At 72.4% G+C, this 20,463-nt stretch carries 14 protein-coding genes; 7 read left to right on the top strand and 7 right to left on the bottom strand.

The window, feature by feature from the left end; genetic code table 11:
- Positions 1-158 precede the first annotated feature (158 nt).
- Entirely contained in the window at positions 159-2,177 is a 2,019-nt protein-coding gene (locus tag WJX68_RS04540; protein ID WP_340286316.1) for a fatty acid desaturase, read from the bottom strand.
- A gap of 73 nt (positions 2,178-2,250) precedes the next feature.
- Between WJX68_RS04540 and WJX68_RS04535 the strand changes: the two genes are divergently transcribed.
- Positions 2,251-2,850, top strand: coding sequence for a TetR/AcrR family transcriptional regulator (locus WJX68_RS04535; protein WP_340286315.1), 600 nt, complete (start codon positions 2,251-2,253; stop codon positions 2,848-2,850).
- A gap of 692 nt (positions 2,851-3,542) precedes the next feature.
- Here the strand turns inward: WJX68_RS04535 and WJX68_RS04530 are convergent.
- Genes WJX68_RS04530 through WJX68_RS04520 form a run of 3 tightly spaced genes read right to left on the bottom strand, consistent with a single transcriptional unit; the run spans position 3,543 to position 6,123 of the window.
- The gene (locus WJX68_RS04530; protein ID WP_340286314.1) at positions 3,543-4,556 is read right to left on the bottom strand and encodes an alpha/beta hydrolase; all 1,014 of its coding nucleotides are present in this window, start codon (positions 4,554-4,556) and stop codon (positions 3,543-3,545) included.
- On the bottom strand, positions 4,553-5,989 hold the full coding sequence (locus tag WJX68_RS04525) for a wax ester/triacylglycerol synthase domain-containing protein (protein WP_340286313.1): 1,437 nt from the start codon (positions 5,987-5,989) through the stop codon (positions 4,553-4,555). Before WJX68_RS04525 ends, WJX68_RS04530 begins: the two co-directional genes overlap by 4 nt.
- Positions 5,986-6,123, bottom strand: coding sequence for a hypothetical protein (locus tag WJX68_RS04520; protein ID WP_340286672.1), 138 nt, complete (start codon positions 6,121-6,123; stop codon positions 5,986-5,988). Before WJX68_RS04520 ends, WJX68_RS04525 begins: the two co-directional genes overlap by 4 nt.
- Positions 6,124-6,141: 18 nt before the next feature.
- On the opposite strand from WJX68_RS04520, the gene WJX68_RS04515 reads away from it, so the two are divergent.
- The 6 genes from WJX68_RS04515 (at position 6,142) to WJX68_RS04490 (ending at position 15,981) form a co-directional block, all read left to right on the top strand.
- Entirely contained in the window at positions 6,142-6,405 is a 264-nt protein-coding gene (locus WJX68_RS04515) for an acyl-CoA dehydrogenase family protein (protein ID WP_422785653.1), read from the top strand.
- A 643-nt stretch (positions 6,406-7,048) separates the two neighbouring features.
- The gene (gene benA / locus WJX68_RS04510) at positions 7,049-8,593 is read left to right on the top strand and encodes a benzoate 1,2-dioxygenase large subunit (protein WP_340286312.1); all 1,545 of its coding nucleotides are present in this window, start codon (positions 7,049-7,051) and stop codon (positions 8,591-8,593) included.
- A gap of 6 nt (positions 8,594-8,599) precedes the next feature.
- The gene (benB, locus tag WJX68_RS04505; protein WP_340286311.1) at positions 8,600-9,142 is read left to right on the top strand and encodes a benzoate 1,2-dioxygenase small subunit; all 543 of its coding nucleotides are present in this window, start codon (positions 8,600-8,602) and stop codon (positions 9,140-9,142) included.
- Between the two features lie 14 nt (positions 9,143-9,156).
- Entirely contained in the window at positions 9,157-11,955 is a 2,799-nt protein-coding gene (benC, locus tag WJX68_RS04500) for a benzoate 1,2-dioxygenase electron transfer component BenC (RefSeq protein WP_340286310.1), read from the top strand.
- A 70-nt stretch (positions 11,956-12,025) separates the two neighbouring features.
- Positions 12,026-14,680 (top strand): helix-turn-helix transcriptional regulator, encoded by a 2,655-nt coding sequence (locus WJX68_RS04495; RefSeq protein WP_340286309.1) that lies wholly within the window; start codon positions 12,026-12,028, stop codon positions 14,678-14,680.
- A 44-nt stretch (positions 14,681-14,724) separates the two neighbouring features.
- A complete protein-coding gene (locus WJX68_RS04490; protein WP_340286308.1) occupies positions 14,725-15,981 on the top strand; it encodes a benzoate/H(+) symporter BenE family transporter in 1,257 nt (418 codons plus the stop codon).
- Positions 15,982-16,116: 135 nt separating this feature from the next.
- Here WJX68_RS04490 and WJX68_RS04485 read toward each other — a convergent pair whose 3' ends face one another.
- From WJX68_RS04485 to WJX68_RS04475, 3 genes are all read right to left on the bottom strand, one after another.
- Positions 16,117-17,229 carry an NDMA-dependent alcohol dehydrogenase gene (locus WJX68_RS04485; protein ID WP_340286307.1) on the bottom strand — a complete coding sequence of 371 codons (1,113 nt, stop codon included), beginning with the start codon at positions 17,227-17,229 and terminating at the stop codon, positions 16,117-16,119.
- Between the two features lie 30 nt (positions 17,230-17,259).
- Entirely contained in the window at positions 17,260-18,702 is a 1,443-nt protein-coding gene (locus WJX68_RS04480) for an aldehyde dehydrogenase (RefSeq protein WP_340286306.1), read from the bottom strand.
- Positions 18,703-18,803: 101 nt separating this feature from the next.
- Entirely contained in the window at positions 18,804-20,462 is a 1,659-nt protein-coding gene (locus WJX68_RS04475; protein WP_340286305.1) for a sigma-54-dependent Fis family transcriptional regulator, read from the bottom strand.
- Between the last annotated feature and the right edge of the window lies 1 nt (position 20,463).

The raw sequence follows: 20,463 nt of genomic DNA, 5'->3' as shown, positions 1-20,463 counted from the left end.
CGCATCGAGCCGTCCCCGGGCGGATACCTCTTCGGCACGGCGGCTGGTGATCCGCTCGGATGATCGGAGGACCGTGATCATCCGGCGATCCGACTCCGGGCGACCCGGGGCACATCACTGTCCGGACACATCGGGGCGGTTCACCCCCCGCGGCGGCGTCAAGCGTCGTAGTCGACACCCACGGACGAGCTGGTGGGGCGTGCCTGGCAGGTGAGGACCTGGCCGGCGTCGACCTCGGCGGGGGACAGGGCGTAGTTCTGCTGCATGTGCACGGTGCCGTGGGTGACGGTGGCCCGGCAGGTGCCACAGATGCCGCCCGAGCACAGGTAGGGCGCCGGCACTCCGGCGTCGAGTGCGCTCTCCAGCACCGACGCGGTCCCGCTCGTGTCGATCTCGGTCTGCTCGCCGTCGAGGGTGACGGTCAACGTGGCGGGAACGGCGTCATCGGTCGTAGGAGCGTCGTGTTCGGGAGCCACGAACAGTTCACGGTGAACCCGGCCGACGGGGACCCCGCGGGCGTCGAGGACCGAGACCAGGTCGTCGAGCATCGCTGACGGGCCACACAGGTACCAGTCGGCGTCGTCGAGGGAGCGCTGGTCGAGGTGCGCGGTGAAGCGTTCGCCGTCGAGCCGTCCCGGGAGGACGTCGCGGGGGCCGTCGTCGCCGCGGGAGCGGTGGTGCACGACCGTGAGGCGGCCCTCGAAGCGTCGGGCGAGCATGGCCAGCTCGTCGGCGAACATGGTGTGCTCGGCGTCGCGGTTGGCGTAGAAGAGGGTGGCCCGGCTCCGGGGCTCGGCGTCCAACGCACTGGCCAGGATCGAGATGACCGGGGTGATACCGCTTCCCGCGGCGACCGCGGCGAGCTGACGGGACCGACCGCGATCCGGCGTGAGGGTGAACCGGCCGCTCGGTGGACTGACCTCGAGCTCGTCACCGACCCTCAGGCGCTCGTGGACCCATCCCGAGAACCGCCCGCCTTCGGTGCGGCGGATGGCGATCCGCAGGACGCCCGAGCCGGCGGCGGTACAGATCGAGTAGGTGCGCCGCACCGTCTCGCCGTCGATCTCGGCGCCCACGCCGATGTGCTGCCCGGCGCTGAAGGTGAACGCCTCGCGCAGGTCGGAGGGGACGTCGAGGGTGATCGACAGCGCGTCGGGGGTGAGCCGGCGGACGGCGCTGACCCGCAGGCGATGGGCGCGACGGGGGAGGTCGGCGTCACGGTCGAAGTGCGCGGTGATCCGTCGCCATGCCCGGTACTCGTCGCTGCTGAGTTCCGTGCCCCAGGCGGTGGAGATCGGGACGTCGCGGTCGAGCCAGTCCGACTCGGCCCGTCGCCAGACCTGCACGTACCGGTAGAACGGGATGGTCGGGTGGATGTGGTGCACCAGGTGGTAGTTCTGGTAGAGCATCAGCGGGTTCATGATCCGCTCCCAGCCGACCCGCACGCGTGTGGCGTGGAAGCGGTCGGAGCCCGCGGTGGCGTCGAGGTCGTGGTGGGGAAGCCAGTCGAACCACCACACGAGCAGTCCGATGCCGAGGCGCTGCGGGATGAGGTAGATCATGAGCAGCTCCCAGCCGTGCCCGGTCAGCGCCAGCGTGACGAAGGCGCCGATCACGACGAGCGCGATGCCGAACTGCTCGGCGACCTCGGCGCGGGGGCGGGCCGGGAGGCGGGGCAGGTAGAAGCGGAAGTACCAGAGGTCGAGGGTCGTCCAGCGCAGCGGCCACTGCCACCGCGGCCCGGCGTCCGACCACGCGTCGGGGTCGCGTGAGGTGTCCTCGTTGGTGTTGCGGTGGTGCTCGATGTGGATGTAGCGCAGCACGGGGAACGCCGCCCAGGCCACCACGAACGGCATCGCGATCCGGCCCATGACCTCGTTGACCCACCGCAGACGTCCACCGGCCAGGTGCACGGTCTCGTGGAGCACCGTGAACATCGTGAAGGTGATCAGCGCGTGAACCGGCACCGTGACGAGGTAGCGCCACGGGCTCCCACCCGCCAGCACCCACCAGGTCGCAGCGGCCCAGGCCGCGGCCGATCCGAGCAACAGCGCGAGCGTCGGCAAGGCGACCGTCGGCATCGGCACCCTGGGGTGGGGGACGCCGCGGCGGATCGCCCGGGCCTCGTCCTCGCTCAGGACGCGCCGCTCGTCGGCCGGGTCGGTCGTGGTGCTCATGACCACATCGTTTGACAAAAGCGGATCGTTTGTCAACAGACCGTCATGACGGTCGGTCTTGTAAACTCGCCTCATGAGCAGCGCCGGGTCCTTCCGTCAGGACATGCGCGAGGAGCTCCGCACCCGTCTGCTCGATGCCGCTCGCGACATCACCACCTCCGACGGGTGGTCAGCGGTGACCATGGGCGCCGTCGCCGCCAGGGCCGGCATCAGTCGCCAGCACCTCTACAACGAGATCGGCACCAAGCGCGAGCTCGGCAACGCCCTCGTCGCGCGCGAGACCGACGGGTTCATCGCCGTCATCGTCGGACAGCTCGACGCCCACCCGGACGACCTCGAGGCCGGCGCCACCGCTGCCGTCGCCGCGGTGCTCGACCACGGCGCGCAGAACGTGCTGCTCAAGGCCATCCTGAGCGCTGACGACGGTCGTAGTGAGAGCCTTCTGCCGCTGCTGACCGCGACCCCCGACGTCGTCCTGGAACGCGCGACGGACGCGCTCACGCCCCGCATCGCCGGGACCATGGGCAAGCCGGCCGACGGCGACACGCGACGGTTCGTCGATGCCCTCGCCCGCCTCATCATCAGCCACGCCACGCAGGGAACCGGCCCGATCGACGACGCCGTCACGCAGACGCGATGGATCGTTCTGGGCTTTCTGGCCCGCAGCCAATGAGCCCGGAGCGTCTCGCGGCGCGTGCAGTCGTCAGGGATCACGCACCGCCGCCGTGCGACCGGCGCGCGATCAGCGCCGTCGACACCGGCCACGAGTGGGTCGACCTGCCGGGCTCCGGTCGAGGTGGCGGTCCCTGACCCGGGCCCGGCGCGGCCTTCCACTCTGGCTGCGCGGGTTCGATTCCCGTCGCCCGCTCCACGCTCTGAGCAGCACGAACGCAGGCCGACGCGATCGACAGGCGGACTCGTGACACGGAACATGACACGAGCGCCCCGCGCCGCGACCGGATCCGACGAATGATCTTCGGCCGGGCCGGGCGCTGTTTCGAGGACCTCGGATTCCGGGGCACCCGACGAGCGAGCGGTTCGACAGGCGTGAGTGTCCGGCAGTTCCTCCGGGACGGGCGGGAGGAATCCAGCACACGGTTCACGACGACGGCATCTACTACGCCCGACCGGCTCGTCACGGTGCATCCCACGCCGACGGTCCGCATACCTGGATCGTCTCACCGCGGCACGTGGTCCGGAGCGTCACCGTACTGGTGTGCGTCGTCGCCACCGCTGTCGGTGACGGCTCCGGACCTCGTGGACGAAGCCCTGGGCCGGGATCCGGTGAAGGCCGGTAGCCCCCTGCACGCCCCTCCCTCGGTGCAGGGAACCACGTGAGCTGCGCACGGGGGTGGTCGCGTCCGCCTACGGTCGTCGGTCGGCGACGTCCCGCGATGGCGGATGGACATCGTGGGACAGGTCGAACTGCCGTCGCAGGAATCGGCCGATCTCGGTGATCGAGCGCCGGGCCTCCGGCAGAAGCGGGGCGAAGGCCTGGAACACGTGGGGCTGGCCGTCCCACACCTGCAGCAGGCATTCGGCACGCGCCGAGGCCAGCCGACGGGCGAGCCTCTCCGCATCCTGTCTGACGACCTCGTCCGACCCCACCACCAGCAGGACCGGGGGGAGCCCGGCCAGATCGCCGTGGAGCGGTGAGAACCGCTGCGGTTCGTCACCGGCGAGGACGGTCTCGATCAGCCACTCCAACGCCACCGCCGAGCCGGTCGGATCGTCCTGCGGCCCGAGACCGGCCCGGGCGGACGGCGTCATGTCGTAGACCCCGGACAACCCGACGACCGCACCGGGGACCGGGAGACCGCGGTCGCGGGCCCGCAGCGCCGTCGCGAGCGCGAGGTGCCCGCCGGCCGAGTCCCCGGCGATCGCGATCCGGGCGGGTGCGACCCCGCGCTCGACGAGCCACCGGAAGCCCGCCAGACAGTCCTCGACCTCCTCGTCGAGCGACACGTCGGGGACCATCCGGTAGTCGAGGAGGAGGACCGGGCGTCCCGCCGCGGACGACAGGCGCGACGCCAACGCGCGGTGCGAGTTCAGGCCGCCGAACACCCAGCCCCCACCGTGCAGGTACATCAGGACGGCGTCGAGGTCGCGGACCCCGCGGCCCACCACCCATTCGGCCCGGAGCCCGTTCACCGACACCGTGCCCACCCGGGTGCCGTGAGGGAGCGGGAGATGCGCGGCGAGCCGGTCGAACGCGGCGAGCCGGTCACGCAGCTCGGGATCGAGCGTGGACCCGGTCCAGTCGCGCAGCGCACGGGTCATGAGCCGGTCGAGCACCCCGGACACCACCCGCGACCGCAGGCTGCGGCCGCGGTGGAACTCGATGGTCGCCACCGGCGCGGCGGGCACGGAGCCGGTCATCCGCGCACCGTGGGCCGTCCCGGCCCGGGGGCGAGTGCGAGCACCTCGGCGAACCCCTCGACCAGGGACTCCAGCAGCAGGTCGTGGTCGGGGAAGGCAGCGGTGTCGACACCCACGCCGATGCACGCGGTGTCGCCGTGGGTCACGAGCGTGATCAGGGACGCTCCTCCGCCCAGCGGGCCGTACCCGTAGAACCGTTCGACGCGCCCGCCCGCCAGATGGTGGTCGCCGCGCAGACCAGGCACGTTGCTCGCGTGGAGGTCGTTGCCCTTGGTCATCGGACCGGCCAGGGTGGCGACGACGTCGCCCGGGAGCCGGGCCAGCACCGGGGACACCAGCCCGATCACGTCGACCGCGGGTTCGTCCCGGACGGCGCGCACGGCGTGGCGCACCAGCGCGATCCGGCGGGCCGCATCCCGTTCCCCCACCGGACCGGCGAAGCGGGCCGACGCGATGCGGTTGCCGCCCTCGGGGTCGTCGGGCCGGCGCAACGAGATCGGCATGGCGGTGGGCACGGCGTCCGGCACCGCCGTCCCGCTGCGTTCGTGCAGGACGCGGTAGCCGCCCAGCAGGGCGGCCAGGAAGGCGTCGTTGACCGAGCCTCCCGCGGCGGATGCGGCGGCACGCAGTCGGGGGAACGGCACGTCGAGCGCAGCCAGGCGCAGCGTCATGGAGCGCTGCGCCAGCAGGTCGGAGTTCGCCGCCGACGGCGGGCGGAGGACCCGGCCGAGCGACGAGAGGTAGGCGCCGGCGTCGCGGGTGGTGGTCAGCGGACGGGTGGCCAGCCGCCGTACGAACCCGGCGGCGCCGACGGCGTTCCCGGCGGCGGTGGCGACGTCGTGACCGGCCTGGGCCAGCAGCGCCTCGGCGGGTGACATCGGCGTCGCGGCGACCGGGGGAGCGACGGTCGGGTCCCGGCGGTCGGTGTCGCGGTCCGGGGACAGGACCCTCCCCAGCAGCTGCATCACGCCGAGCCCGTCGGAGACGGAGTGGTGCATCTTCAGGGCGTACAGGGCGCCGCCGCCGGGGAGGCCCTCGACGAGGAGGGCCTCCCAGAGGGCCCGGGTGCGGTCCAGCGGGGTCATGTAGAACTGCGACAGCCCGTCCATCAGCGCGGGCCACCCGCCGCCGCGCGGCAGCCGGTGGCGGCGCAGGTGGAAACGCAGGTCGAGGTGCGGGTCGGTGGTCCAGCGCGGAACCCCGAGCCCGAACAGGGGCTCGACGACACGCTGCCGCAGCCGGGGGACGGCGGCGACCGCGGCCTCGTGGACGGCGAGGAGCCGCTCGTGATCGGGCACGACGTCCAGTTCCAGACAGGACATCGCCGGGGTGCGCAGCATCGGGTCGTTCTCGATCCGCCACATCACGGTCTCGAACGAGTTCATCTCGGCGCCCGGCGCCCAGTCCGACGGGGTGCTCTCCTCCCCGGTCATCGGAGGCGGGGCATCTCGGCGGTCTGCTCGGCGTCGCGCCGGCCGTGCCGGCCGCCGGGGAGCTCGGCGGTGGCGGCGGGCGCGGCCATCGACGCGTGGATCGCCTCCTGCGCCGCCGGTTCACCCTCGCCCACCTCCGGACGCGGATCGAGGTGACCCGAACCTATGTCGACCGGTGCGTCCGCGAGCTGAACGCGGGGACCCTCACCGCGGTCGATGCGGCCAAGGCGAAGTGGTGGGCGACCGAGGTGCAGTGGCAGGTGATCGACACCGGGGTCCAGCTGCACGGGGGGTACGGCTACATGAACGAGTACCCGATCGCGCGGGCCTTCCGCGACGCCCGTGTGCAGCGGATCTACGGCGGGGCGAACGAGGTCATGAAGGAGATCATCAGTCGGGACCTCACGCGATCCTGACCGCGGAGACGTCGCGGTCGGGTGCGGGCGTCCGGCCGATGCGGCGAGCCGTCGCTCGTGGCCGCGCGGCCGAGAGCCCCGGTGGAACGCCTCCCCCCGGGTCGACGTCGGTCACGACGTCGCGGATGGGCCTGGTTCCGCGGGGTTCCACGCAGCCCGCCACCGAGAGGTCCTCCGCCCGGCTCACCGACAGACCTGTTCCTCACCGCCGGCCCGAGGCCAGGGCGGAGGCGCCGGACGAGGCCGGGGCGGCCTTCGCGTCGAGGCCGTCGCCGGCGTGCCGATGACGGTCGACCTGGCGCTGGGCCCCCCTGCTGGCGCCGGCCGCCGTCGTCGGTCCGGGCACGAGCGGAACCGGGATTCCGATCCACGGTGTCGTCGCCACGCTCGACCGGACGAGCGTGCCGAACGACCGACGGCGACCCGGGAGCCGGCTCCGGTCGCAGGAGACCGGTGTCCGATCAGGCGTTTTCTGACCGTGTCCATCTCGAACGGGACGCAACGGGTCCGTATCGGACGGATCAGGGTGCACCCCCTGGGTCAGGACTGGGCATCCACCCAGTGTGCGGAACCGGAGTACGTGCGAACTTGCTCGTGACGCTGCCATCCGGCGCACACCGGAGTGACCACCACGGAGGACGTCATGACCGAAGACCTCGCGCATCTGGAGACCCTGCTGGACTCGGCCGTCGTCGAGGACCGGGACGCCGGCATCTACCGCGCCAACCGTCGGATCTTCACCGACGAGGAGATCTTCGAACTGGAGATGAAGCACATCTTCGAGGGGAACTGGATCTTCCTCGCGCACGAGAGCCAGCTCCCGAACAACGGCGACTACCTCACCGGGTACATCGGTCGGCAGCCGATCCTCATCACCCGCGACAAGCAGGGCGAGCTGCACTGCCTGATCAACGCCTGCGCGCACCGCGGGGCGATGCTCTGCCGTCGCAAGACCGACAACCGGCTCACCCTCACCTGCCCGTTCCACGGCTGGACCTTCCGCAACGACGGGAAGCTGCTGAAGGTCAAGGAGCCCGACGGCGCGGGTTACCCGGAGAACTTCGCCACCGAGGGTTCGCACGACCTCACGAAGGTGGCGCGCTTCGAGTCCTACCGCGGGTTCCTGTTCGGGTCGCTCAACCCCGACGTCGTGCCGCTGACCGAGCACCTGGGTGACACCACCAAGGTCATCGACATGCTCGTCGACCAGTCCTCGGAGGGCCTGGAGGTGCTGCGCGGCAGCTCGTCCTACACCTTCGACGGGAACTGGAAGGTCCAGGCCGAGAACGGCGCCGACGGCTACCACGTCTCCTCGGTGCACTGGAACTACGCCGCGACCACGTCACGCCGCAGCTCGGGTGAGTCGAAGAACGACACCAAGGCGCTCGACGCCGGCGGCTGGGGCAAGTCCGGTGGCGGCTACTGGTCCTACCCCAACGGCCACCTCTGCCTGTGGACGTGGGCGGCGAACCCGCAGGACCGCCCGCTGTGGAGCGAGATGGACAAGCTCAAGGAGCAGTTCGGCGACGCCAAGGGCGAGTTCATGGTGAAGGGCAGCCGCAACCTGTGCGTCTACCCGAACGTCTACATCATGGATCAGTTCTCCACCCAGATCCGGATGTTCCGACCGATCGCGCCGGACAAGACCGAGGTGACGATCTACTGCATCGCGCCGAAGGGGGAGAGCGACGCGGCCCGCGCCCACCGGATCCGCCAGTACGAGGACTTCTTCAACGCCTCCGGTATGGCCACCCCGGACGACCTGGAGGAGTTCCGCTCCTGCCAGCTCACCTTCCACGCCACCACGGCCCCCTGGAACGACATGTCCCGCGGCGCCGAGCACTGGCTCACCGGCCCCGACGACGTCGCCAAGGCACTCGACATGGACGGCGTGATCTCCGCCGGGCTGAAGAACGAGGACGAGGGCCTGTACCCCGTCCAGCACGGGTACTGGCAGCGCATCATGCGCGCCGCGGCGGCGAAGGAGGCCGCGGGCGACGGGCACGACGCCCACGGGCACGGGTCGCTGACCGCCGAGGACCGTCGTGCCGCGAACGGCGGGGGTCGTGGCGCGAAGGGGAACGGCTCGGCGAACGGCAACGGGCGGCGGCGCACGTCGACCGGCTCCGGCACCACGGCCAAGCGGACCACCCGCGCCACCTCGAAGACCGCCGCGGCGAAGGGCTGACACGCGATGACCACCACCGAGAACCGCAACGGCTCCGCCACCCCGTCCACGGGCGCGAAGCCGATCACGCAGAACATGATCGAGCAGTTCCTCTACCGCGAGGCCCGCTACCTCGACGACCGCGAGTTCGAGAAGTGGCTCGAGTGCTACGCCGACGACGTCGTCTACTGGATGCCGTCCTGGGACGACGACGACCGGCTCACCGAGGACCCGCAGCGCGAGATCTCACTGATCTACTACGGCAACAAGGGCGGCCTCGAGGACCGGGTGTTCCGGATCCGCACCGAGCGCTCCTCGGCCACATCGATCCCCGAGCCGCGCACCAGCCACAACATCTCCAACGTCGAGGTCATCGAGCGCCGCGGCGACCTGGTCGACATCCGGTTCAACTGGCACACCATGTACTTCCGGTACAAGACCATCGACCCGTACTACGGCACGTCGTTCTACACGATCGACTTCTCCGGTGACGCCCCGCTGATCCGGCGCAAGACCGTGGTGCTCAAGAACGACTACATCCACCACGTCGTCGACATCTACCACTTCTAGAAGGGAGGACGGCGATGACCGTCACCGCTGACGCCCCGTCCTCCACCGGCGCCGGAACGGCGACCCACAAGGTGGCCCTGTCGTTCGAGGACGGGGTCACCCGGTTCATCGACTGCCGGGAGAACCAGAGCGTCGCCGACGCCTCCTACCGGTCCCGGATCAACATCCCCGTCGACTGCTCCGACGGTGCCTGCGGTACCTGCAAGGCCTTCTGCGAGTCCGGCAGCTACGACGGCGGCTCCTACCTGGAGGACGCGCTGTCCGACGACGAGGCCGAGCAGGGCTACCTCCTGGCCTGCCAGGCCAGTCCCCGCTCGGACATGGTCGTGCAGATCGCGACGACCTCGGCCGTCGCCAAGACCGCGGCGGCCACCCACACCGGCACCGTCACCGCGGTCAACCGGCTGTCGGACACCACCGTCGACCTCCGGATCGAGATCGAGCAGCGCGACAAGCTGGCGTTCCTGCCGGGGCAGTACGTGAACATCGCCGTCCCCGGCACCGAGGTCACGCGGTCGTACTCGTTCTCGAACGGACCCGACGAGACCGAGCTGAGCTTCCTCGTGAAGATCACGCCCGGCGGGCAGATGTCGGAGTACCTCGACCAGCGGGCGCAGGTCGGCGACGCGATCGAGCTGACCGGGCCGCACGGCAGCTTCTTCCTGCGCGAGTCCGACGCCCCGCTGCTGCTGCTCGCCGGCGGCACCGGGCTGGCGCCGATCCTGTCGATCCTGCGGACGCTGGCGGCGACCGGCAGCGAGCGGCCGGTGCACCTGGTCTACGGCGCGACGACCGACGCCGACGTCGTCGAACTGGACACGCTGCGCGACCTGGCCGAGAAGACCGGCCTGACCTGGGACCACTGCGTCGCCGACCCCGATACGACGGCCCCGAACCAGGGGTACGTCACCGCACTGGTCGGGCCCGAGCACCTGCACGAGGGCGACGCGGCGGTCTACCTGTGCGGGCCGCCGCCGATGGTCGAGGCCGTCCGCACCTTCTTCGCCGACTCCGGGCACGAACCGGCCGGGTTCTACTACGAGAAGTTCGCGCTCGCCGCCGCCCCGGGCGAGCAGGGCGGGGAGAAGGCGGCTCCCGAGCCGTCCGCCGAGCAGCCGGACACCGGCGGGGCCGAGGCGGAGACCGAGGAGCCGGCCGAGCCGGAGACCACGGTCGCTGCCCCCGCCGACGGTGACGGCACGCTCCAGACCCTCGGCGGCCGGGAGGGCCGCGGCATCAACGGCCGGGACGTGCCCCTCCTCGGTGACCCCGCTCCGTTGTTCGGCGGCGGTCGCCCCGAGTCCGTCGGCTCCACCGACGCGGTGTGGCGCATCACCGGCCAGCAGATCAGTGCCGCGTTCGCGACCGACGGCGACCCCACCGATCTCGACGACGACGCCGACCTGATCGCCCACGCCGACGCCCGTGCGGTGCAGTCCCAGGAGCTCGGGCGCGCCGACGACCTCCGCCCCCTGGTGGAGCCGAAGGCCGTGCCACGACCGTCGGGCTCCGCGGTGGTCGCGGCGGACGGCTACGAGATCGGCGAGGAGCATCCGTCGATCCAGAAGTCCGACGCGATCTTCGACGCCCGGCAGGGACTCGAGCTCGGAGCGCTGGAGCTGGTCGTCGGGCGGCTCGACAGCCGACAGATCGCGGGGTACCGGTTCCTCGCGCAGGCGACCGTGCCCTACGTCGACGTCGAGAACGAGCGCTTCACCGACGCGCACGCCTACACCGAGACCAACGCCGCCTTCCACGACTACCTGTTCACCCTCACCGGCAACGAGCACCTGCTGCACGCCTACCAGGCGCTCGGGGTCAAGGGGGCGATGGCGGAGACGCTCCGCTCGGCGGTCTGGTGCCATCCGCACTGCGCGCAGGACCACCTCGACATCGTCGACGCGTTCGAGGCCGGTGACCGCGACACCGTACGGACCCTCATCATCGAGCACGCGCAGAACTCCAAGGCGACGATGCGCCGCGCGATGCGGGACACCGAGGAGCGGCGGCGTCCGCGGTTCGTCACGCCCGGCCGCTTCGCCGGCAAGGTCGTGCTGGTCACGGGCGCGGCACAGGGCATCGGGGAGTGCACGGCCCGCCGGATCGCGGCCGAGGGCGGCACCCTCGTGCTCGCCGACCGTGCGGAGCACGTCCACGAGCTCGCCGACGAGCTGGCCGGGGACGGATCCGACGAGTCGACCTCGATCGGTGTCACCGCCGACCTGGAGACCTGGGAGGGCGCGTCCGCCGTGGTCGGGACGGCGATCGAGCGGTTCGGCCGCATCGACGTCTCGATCCACACCGTCGGCGGCACGATCTGGGCCAAGCCGTTCGAGCACTACCCGCCCGAGCAGATCCGGGCCGAGATCGACCGGTCGCTGTGGCCGACCCTGTGGTGCTGCCGCGCTGTGGCACCGCACATGATCGAGCAGGGCGGCGGGACGATCGTGAACGTCTCCTCGGTCGCCACCCGGGGGCTCAACCGGGTGCCGTACGCGGCGGCGAAGGGCGGGGTCAACGCGATCACCTCGACCCTGGCCCTCGAGCTGGCACCGCACGGTGTCCGGGTCGTCGCGACCGCTCCCGGCGGGACCGACGCCCCCCCGCGACGGACCCCGCGCGGACCGGCCCCGGACAGTCAGCAGGAACGCGACTGGTACGCCACGATCATCGAGCAGACGACCGAGTCGTCGCTGATGAAGCGGTACGGCACGCTCGACGAGCAGGCCGCCGCCCTGACGTTCCTGGCCTCGGACGAGGCGTCCTACATCACGGGGACGATCCTGCCGGTCGCCGGCGGCGACCTGGGGTGAGTCCGGGAGCCCGGGCGGGACGCGCGGTCGCGCGTCCCGCCCGGGTGCCGTGACCACGAGAATCGGATGCATGATGCAGCTCGAAGGGCGTGACGCCGTCCTCACCCGGCTGTCGTCGTACCGGCGGCGTGCGGCCACCGCCGCGTGCCTGGTCGCGCTGACGGGCCCGTCGGGGTCGGGCCGGACGGCCGTGCTCGACGCCGTCACCCGTACGGCCGACGGTGTCGTGCTCCGCGGGCGTGCCGCCCGGTGGGAGCGGTCACGCGCGGGCGGGGTGGTCGCCCAGCTCCTCGGGACCTCGGAGCCGGACGGCACCGCGTTCGAGTGGGCCGAGCGGCTCGCCGGACGGATCGGTGACGCCTCCGGGCTGGTCGTCGTCGACGACGCCCACGAGTCCGATCCGCTGTCGCTCCAGGCGCTGAGCACACTGGTCGCCCACCACCCCCGGACGACGGTCCTCGTGGTGCTGGCGCTCGACCCCGCCCGGGCCGACATCGGGCACCACGAGATCCTCGCGCACGTCGAGGGCTCCGTCCGGCTCGACCCGCTCGACGTGCGCAGCGTCGGGGCGATCGCCGCCGCGCGGGGCCGCCCGCTGACGCCGCTGGCGGCCGAGCGGCTGCGCCGCCACACCCGGGGCAACCCGCGCCACGTGACGGCCCTGATCGACGAGGTCGACCCCGACGAGTGGGTCGACCCGTTCCTCCGGCTCCCGCCACCGGCTGCGGTGTCGGTCGCCGTCCGCGCCGCGCTCGATCTGCTCGACGGGGACGCGCGCACCCTGGTGGAGGCCGTCTGCGTGCTGGGGGAGCGGGTCGAGCTGCACGAGGCGGCGCGCCTGGCCCGCCTCGACGACGTCCTCGGGCCGCTGGGCGAGGCGTCCGCCGCCCGGCTGGTGACCCGGGGTGGCGGGCAGCTCGGACCCACGGTCGGTCCGCCCGATCCCATGGTGCGCGCCGCGGTGCTCGACCACCTCGGCCCCGCCCGCGCCGCCGAGCTCCGCCGGCTCGCCGCCGCCCTGGTGGAGCAGCCGGAACGGCGCCTGCGCTACCTGGCGGCCGCCACGACCGGTCGTGACCCGGGCCTCGCCGAACGCCTCGATGAACTCTCGGGCGAGGCGGCGGCCGACGGCCGGTGGAGCACCGTGGCGGGCCTGCTGCTCGACGCGAGTCGGCTCACCGACGAACGGGCCCTGCGCGAGAGCCGCCTCACCCGGGCCGTCGACGCGATGATCGGCGCCGGGGAGGGGCTGGACGCCCAGGCCCTGGTCCCGGTGGTGGAGAGTCTGCGTGAGACGCCGCTGCGCAACGCCGTCCTCGGCTACCTCGCGATCATCGAGGGCAAGGCCGGTGAGGCCGGTGCCCGGCTGGGCCGGGCCTGGGAGCTCGCCGACGGCGACGCGCACCCCCGCACCGCCGCCCTGGTCGCCCAGCGCCACGTGCTCCACGCGCTCGGACGGTGCCGGGGGCGCGACATCGTCGACTGGACCGACCGCGTCGCACGCCACGCCGAGCCGGGCTCGCCCGAAGCCGTGGAGGCCGCCGCGATCCGGGGTCTCGGACTGGCCGCCGCGGGTGATCCCACCGGCGCGGCCGAGGCCTACCGGCTGGCCGCCGACCAGGTCCGCCACGGTGCCCAGCACCAGCGGGTCACGATGGGCCGCGGCTGGCTCGCCGTGGTGACCGACGACGTCGACCAGGCCCGGCAGGAGCTGCAGAGCGCGACCCCGACGACCCAGCTGGGCGGCTCGTCCCGCATCTCCCTGTGGGCCTGGGGCTGGCTGGCCCGCGCCCGCTTCCTCGGCGGCGACTGGGACGGCGCGCTCGCCGCGGTGGACGGGGGCCGTGCGCTGGGGGAACGCACCGGCATCGCCCTGACGATGCCGCTCGTCGAGTGGACCGCCGCGCAGGTGCACGCCCTGCGCGGCGAGTCCGACGCCGCCGACCGCGCCGCCCGCCGGAGCGAGTCGTGGGGCACGGCCTACGAGATCATGCGGGTGCCCGCGGTGCTCGCGCGGGCGCACATCGCCGAGTCGGCGGCCGACTACGAACGCGTCGTGCGGGTGCTCGCCCCGCTCGACCGTCCCGGCGCCGGTGGCTGCCTGGAGGAACCCGGCTGGTGGCCGTGGACGGACGTCTACGCGAACGCCCTGGTGATGACGGGGCGGCTCGACGAGGCGGACCGGTTCCTGCGGCCGCACGAGAGCCGCGCCGCCGAGCGCGGCCACCGTTCCACCGCCGCCCGGCTCGGCTACGCCCGCGGCCGGTGGCACGGCGCGCGCGGCGACGCCGACGCCGCCACCGCGTCGTTCGAGGCGGCCCTGCGCACCCTGGACGGGATGGCGCTGCGCTACGACCGCGCGCGGATCCACTTCGCCTACGGACAGACGCTCCGCAGAGCGGGCAGGCGCCGCGATGCCGACACCGTCCTGCTCGTGGCGCGCGAGCTCTTCGACTCCCTCGGGGCGACGACCTACGTCGCACGGTGCGACCGGGAGGTCCGGGCCGGTGGGATCAGCGCCGGCCGCGACGACCGGGCCGCGGTCGACCTGACGCCACAGGAGACCGCCGTCACCGAGCTCGTCACCCGCGGGATGGCCAACCGCGAGGTGGCGGCGGAGCTGCACGTGTCGCCCAAGACCGTGCAGTACCACCTGACCCGCATCTACGCGAAGTTCGGCGTCCGCACCCGGGCCGAGCTGATCGCCCGGCACGACCCCGGCTGAGCCGCCCCGGTCCGGCCGATCCGCCCCGCCCAGGAAAGGCACCCATGACGACGACGGATGGTCCCGCTGCGGCGGCCCGGTTCGAACGCCCCCCGCTGCCGGTCACGCGCCCCGGACGGGTACTGCGGGATCTCGGACCGCAGTACCTGGCGAACGGCCTGATCGGGCTGATCTTCGCGGCGACGGGCCCCGTGGCGGTCATCCTGGCCGTCGGAACGCAGGGCGGCCTCGACCAGCGCCAGATCGCGTCGTGGATCTTCGGGGTCTTCTTCCTCAACGGCGTGCTGACCGTCGTCGCCAGCTGGGTGTACCGGCAGCCGCTGGCGTTCCTGTGGACCATCCCCGGCAGCGTGCTGATCGGTCCCGCTCTCGGGCACCTCTCGTGGGCGGAGGTCGTCGGCGCCTACCTGGTGACCGCCGGTGTGGTCCTGGTGCTCGGGCTGAGCGGCTGGATCCGGGTCGCGATGGCGGCGGTCCCGATGCCCATCGTCATGGGCATGGTCGCCGGAGTGTTCATCGGTTTCGGCACCGGTCTCGTCCGGGCGGTCACCGATGACGCGGCGATCGCCGCGCCGATGGTCGTGGTGTTCCTGCTCCTCACGGCGTGGGCTCCGGCCGCGAAGCGGGTCCCTCCCGTCGTCGGTGCCCTGACGGTCGGTGTGCTCGCCGTCGCGATCACCGGGTCGTTCCGGTACGCGCCCGGCGACGCAGGATGGCTCGCCGCTCCCGTCCTGGTGACACCCGCCTGGTCGTGGCAGACCGTGCTCGAGCTCGTCGTCCCACTGGCCATCACCGTCATCGTGGTGCAGAACGGCCAGGGCATCGCGGTGCTGCGCGCCGCGGGGCACGACGTCCCGGTCAACGCCGCGACGGCACTGTGCGGGGTGTGGTCGGCCCTGGCGGCCGCCGTCGGCGCGGTCTCGACCTGCCTCACCGGACCCACGAACGCCCTGCTGACCGCGTCCGGTTCCCGCCGGCGGCAGTACACGGCCGGTATCACCTGCGGGGTGTTGGCGATGGCTTTCGGCGCGCTGGCCCCGCTGTTCACCAGCCTGATGCTCGCGGCCCCGCCCGCCTTCGTGGCCACGCTCGGCGGGCTGGCGATGCTCAAGGTGCTGCAGGTGGCCTTCGTCTCGGCCTTCGGGGAGCGCTTCACGCTCAGTGCGCTGGTCACCTTCGTGGTGACCGCGTCCGGTGTCACGGTGCTGAACATCGGTGGACCGTTCTGGGGCCTCGTCGTCGTCGGCGTGGCGGTGGCCTGGCTGCTGGAGCGGAAGGACTTCCGCGTGTCCGCGGTCTGACCGGTCCTGGACGCGTTCGCCCCGCGCGATCGCCGGGCCGCCGCCCACCTCACCGAACCCGGGGGGCGGCTTCCTCCGGCCGAGGTGGAACAGGGGCGGATGCACCGGGTATCGACGACGCACCCGCCCCTGCGGTCAGGAGAACGAGATGACGCCGCGGAGATTGCGTCCGTTGCGCATGTCGTCGTAACCGGAGTTGATGTCGTCGAGTGAGTACGTGTTGGTCCGGAGCTCCTCCAGCTTGAGCTTCCCGCTGCGGTGCAGCTCCAGCATGCGGGGGATGTCGGCCCGAGGGTTCGACGAGCCGAACAGCGAGCCGCGGACCTGCTTCTCCAGCAGCGTCAGGTCGAGGGCGTTCATCGGCACCGTGGTCTCGGTGGCGGCGTGCAGGTTGGTGACCACGACGCGGCCGCGCTTGCCGACCATGCCGAGGCTGGCGCCGATCTGCTCCCCGGTGCCGACACCCACGGTGTTCACAGCGACCTGGGCCATCCGGCCGTGGGTCAGCTCGGTGATGAGCGCGGTCGCCTCCTCGTTCGACTCGACCGCGTGGGTCGCTCCGAACTCGAGCGCCTTCTCCCGCTTGAACGCCACCGGATCGACGGCGACCACGTACTCGGCGCCGGCGGCCGCGGCGCCCTGCACCGCGTTGATGCCGATGCCCCCCACCCCGACGACGGCCACGGTGTCACCCTGCTTGGCCTCGCCGGTGTAGGTGACCGCACCCCAGCCGGTGATGACGCCGCAGCCGAGCAGGCAGGCGACGTCGAGCGGGAGGTCGTCGTCGATCTTGATGCAGTTCGCGGTGCTGATCACGGTGTGCTCGGCGAACGTGCCGAGCAGGCACATCAGGCCCAGGTCCTGGCCGCGAGCGTGGTGGCGTGCGGTGTGGTCGGAGATCTGGGTGCCGGTGCCCAGGTACATCCCGAACTCGCACAGGTTGCTCATGCCCTGGGCGCAGGGTCGGCAGCGTCCGCACACCGGCAGGAAGCTGAAGATGACACGGTCGCCGGGCGCGACGTCGCTGACGCCGGGACCGACCTCCTGCACGACACCGGCGCCCTCGTGACCGCCGATCATCGGCAGGGGCCAGGGCAGGTCACCGGTGAGGACGTGCTCGTCGGAGTGGCAGAGACCGCTGCCCTCCATCCTCACGAGCACCTCGCCCGCCCTGGGGGCGTCCAGCTCGATCTCCTCGACCGTCCAGTCCTTGTTGCGGTCCCAGAGGACAGCGGCACGCGTCTTCACTGACGTTCTCCGATCGTTCGGGTGGGGTACTCAGCAGTAGATGGACTTGAGGCTCTGGTAGTTCGCGAGACCTTCCGGTCCGAGCTCACGGCCGATGCCGCTCGCCTTGACCCCGCCGAACGGGGCGGCCGGGTCGGGGAGGTAGCGGTTGACCCCGACGGTGCCGGTCCGGATCCGTGATGCGACCGCGAGCCCGCGCTCCGGGTCGGCGGTCCAGACGGTGCCGCCCAGCCCGAAGTCGGAGTCGTTCGCGATGCGGACGGCGTCGGCGTCGTCGTCGTAGGCGATGACCGACAGCACGGGACCGAAGATCTCCTCCTGGGAGATCGTGGCGTTGTTGTCGACGTCGGCGAACACCGTCGGCTCGACGAACCAGCCGGCGGCGCGGTCCGTGGGGCGCCCCCCACCGACGGTGACCCGGCCGCCCTCGGCGCGGCCCTTCGCGATGTAGCCCTCGACCCGGTCGCGCTGGCGCTCACTGGCCATGGGGCCGATCTGGGTGCCCGGGTCGAGCGAGTCGCCGACGGTCATGGACCCGGCGAACGCCGAGAACACCTCGACGACCTCGGCGTAGCGGCTCCGGGGGGCCAGGATCCGGGTGCCGAGGAAGCAGGTCTGGCCGTTGTTCGCGAGGGTGGCCACGAACAGGTCGTTGCCGATCGTGGCGAGGTCCAGCTCGGCGTCGTCGAGGACGACGGCGGCCGACTTGCCACCCAGCTCCAGGGTCACCGGGCGCAGAAGCCGCCCGCAGGTCTCCGCGATCTGGCGGCCGGCGGCGGTCGAGCCGGTGAACGCGACCTTGTCGACCCCGGGGTGCGACACGAGGTGCGCGCCGATCTCACGTCCGCCCGGGACGATGTTCAGCACACCGGCGGGCAGCCCCGCCTCGATCGCGGCCTCGGCGACCAGCACGCTGTCGAGCACCGTCTCCGGCGACGGCTTCACCACCAGCGTGCACCCGGCGGCGAGGGCCGGGGCGATCTTGAAGAACGACAGCGTCTGCGGGAAGTTCCACGGCACGATCGCGCCGACGACACCGACGGGGTCGTGCCGGACCCGGATGCGGCCGCCGAACAGCCCGTCGCGGACGTCGTCGCCCTGGTTCTCCACGAGGTCGGCGTAGTAGCGCAGCAACATGACCGGGTAGACGGACTCGAGCTGGGAGGACACCGCGACCGGCATGCCGTTCTGGCTGGACACGGTCGCCGCGATGGTGTCGGTGCGGGCGTCCAGCGCGTCGGCGAAGCGGCGGAGGACCGCGGCCCGCTCCGCGGGGGCGGACCGGGCCCAGCCGTCCGGGTCGTCGAACGCGGTCCGGGCGGCGGCCACCGCGGTGTCGACGTCGGCCTCGAGCGCCTCGGGCACCGAGCCGATGACCTCACCGGAGTTCGGGGAGGTGACGGTGATGCGCCGATCGCTGCTGGGTGCGGTCCACCGTCCTCCGATGTAGAGGCTCTCGTGGTGCTGGGTCATCCGGACTCCTCTGTCGGGATCGGTCGGATCCCGAGCGTGCCCGGATGCGTGGGTGCGCAACTGTCCATCCCCGGTACAGACGACACCCGTGAGGTCCGGACTCAGACGTCCGGCGGCTGGATCGTGCCCGGGTCGATGTGGAGCTCCCGGACACGGCGGTAGAGCGTGGTCCGGCTGATGCCGAGCTGCCGGGCGGCGTGCACCTTGTTCCCGCGGCAGCCGGCGAGAGCGCGGACGATCGCGTCGCGCTCGGCGTTGCGCAACGATCCCGTGATCGGGCCGGTGGGCGCCTGGCGGTAGCCCGCCGGCAGGTCGGCCACGGTCACGTCGCCGACAGCCCTCCTGCGGTGGGCGTGCGCGATGACCGTCACGAGCTCCCGGATGTTGCCCGCCCAGTCCTGGGCGGCCAGCACGCGGACGACACCGGGGGACAGGCGGACCACACCGGCGCTGTGCTCCCGCATCACAGCCGAGGCGAACGCGGGGATGCGGTCCCGGTGGGCGCGGAGCGGGGCGAGATCGAGCCGCCCCGGGCACCTGGCCGCGCACGCCGCCAGTGCGCCGGTCGGCCTCCCCGGGCCCGTCGTCATGATCAGGCGGAGACCGTGGTCGTCGACGACCTGCGCGAGATGGGCGGCGACGGCGTCCGTGGCGTGGTGCGCGTCGTCGACCACCAGGGTGCGCGGGCCGCCGGCCGGCTCGGTCGCGTTCAGCTCCGCCGCGACCTCGTCGACCCGGGCGACGGTGAGCCGAGGACCGTCGAGCACCCGGACCGCGCCACCGGCGACCAGCTGCGACGCCAGCGTCGTCCGGCCGGTCCCCGGCTCACCGCGGACCACGACCGACGAGTGGTCGTCGCGCAGACGACCCAGGTCGGCCCGCAGATCGGCGTGCCAGTCGCGGACCGCCCGCACGGCGGGTCTGCGGGGAACGGGGGCGGCCCTCTCCGTCAGCTGGAGCCGGACCAGCAGGCCGCCGCCGTCGATGCGCTCCAGCAGCACTCCCACCTGCAACCCGGACGCCAGAACGAGCCGTTGCCCGTCGGAGGGACCGTGCTCACGCCCCAGGGCCTGCAGGGCCGCGTGATCGACGGGGTCGAGCAGGTCCGTAGCCGCATCGTTGGCGAGCACCAGGTCCGGCCCGAAGGCGACCACCGGTCCGCCCGAGCGGGGGCAGGCCCGCTCGAACGCCGCCATCACGCGGCGGTGCAGTCGCGGAGCCTGGTCGAGCATCGAGTCCTGGATCTCGGTGACGGCTCCCAGCAGGAACGGCCGCAGCAACGGGCTCGCGTCCTCGGCCAGGCACGTGATGTCGAGGACCCCGGCGTGGCGTCGTGTGATCGGGTCACGGACCGGCACGCCGTAGCAGGCGAAGCGCTTGAAGGACTCGAGGTAGTGCTCCTCGCCGTGCACGGCCACGCCGTGGTGGAGCTCGGTCACGGTCGCGATCGCGTTCGTGCCCGTGGTGGCCTCGGTGAACTGCTTGCCGAGCACGGCGCCCACTGCCTCCAGCCGGGGCCGCAACGACCGTTGCCCGAACCGGATGTCGACGATCCGTGCGTCACGGTCGGCGAGGATCAACGAGTAGCGCGCGTCGCGCAGATGCTCGGACACCACGTCGAGCACCGGCTCCGCCGCCCGGCGCAGCCGGCTCGACGGGTCGAACTCTGCGAGGTCGTGGGTGTCGACCGTGGCCGCCGGATCGAGACCGGTGGATGCTGCGCGGCGCCAGGACAGGTCGATCTCGGGGCGGAGCTGCATC

Source organism: Pseudonocardia spirodelae, assembly GCF_037727765.1.
In the GTDB taxonomy this organism is placed as follows: Bacteria; Actinomycetota; Actinomycetes; order Mycobacteriales; family Pseudonocardiaceae; genus Pseudonocardia; species Pseudonocardia spirodelae.
Note: the sequence above shows the minus strand (reverse complement) of the source record. Positions and strands in the feature narration are given on the sequence as shown.

What these genes read in the sequence shown, in the direction of transcription:
- WJX68_RS04475 (WP_340286305.1), bottom strand. Translation starts at nt 20,462, where the DNA reads ATGCAGCTCCGCCCCGAGATCGACCTGTCCTGGCGCCGCGCAGCATCC.
- WJX68_RS04495 (WP_340286309.1), top strand. Translation starts at nt 12,026, where the DNA reads ATGATGCAGCTCGAAGGGCGTGACGCCGTCCTCACCCGGCTGTCGTCG.
- WJX68_RS04490 (WP_340286308.1), top strand. Translation starts at nt 14,725, where the DNA reads ATGACGACGACGGATGGTCCCGCTGCGGCGGCCCGGTTCGAACGCCCC.
- WJX68_RS04525 (WP_340286313.1), bottom strand. Translation starts at nt 5,989, where the DNA reads ATGACCGGGGAGGAGAGCACCCCGTCGGACTGGGCGCCGGGCGCCGAG.
- WJX68_RS04540 (WP_340286316.1), bottom strand. Translation starts at nt 2,177, where the DNA reads ATGAGCACCACGACCGACCCGGCCGACGAGCGGCGCGTCCTGAGCGAG.
- WJX68_RS04530 (WP_340286314.1), bottom strand. Translation starts at nt 4,556, where the DNA reads ATGACCGGCTCCGTGCCCGCCGCGCCGGTGGCGACCATCGAGTTCCAC.
- benB (WP_340286311.1), top strand. Translation starts at nt 8,600, where the DNA reads ATGACCACCACCGAGAACCGCAACGGCTCCGCCACCCCGTCCACGGGC.
- WJX68_RS04480 (WP_340286306.1), bottom strand. Translation starts at nt 18,702, where the DNA reads ATGACCCAGCACCACGAGAGCCTCTACATCGGAGGACGGTGGACCGCA.
- benA (WP_340286312.1), top strand. Translation starts at nt 7,049, where the DNA reads ATGACCGAAGACCTCGCGCATCTGGAGACCCTGCTGGACTCGGCCGTC.
- benC (WP_340286310.1), top strand. Translation starts at nt 9,157, where the DNA reads ATGACCGTCACCGCTGACGCCCCGTCCTCCACCGGCGCCGGAACGGCG.
- WJX68_RS04535 (WP_340286315.1), top strand. Translation starts at nt 2,251, where the DNA reads ATGAGCAGCGCCGGGTCCTTCCGTCAGGACATGCGCGAGGAGCTCCGC.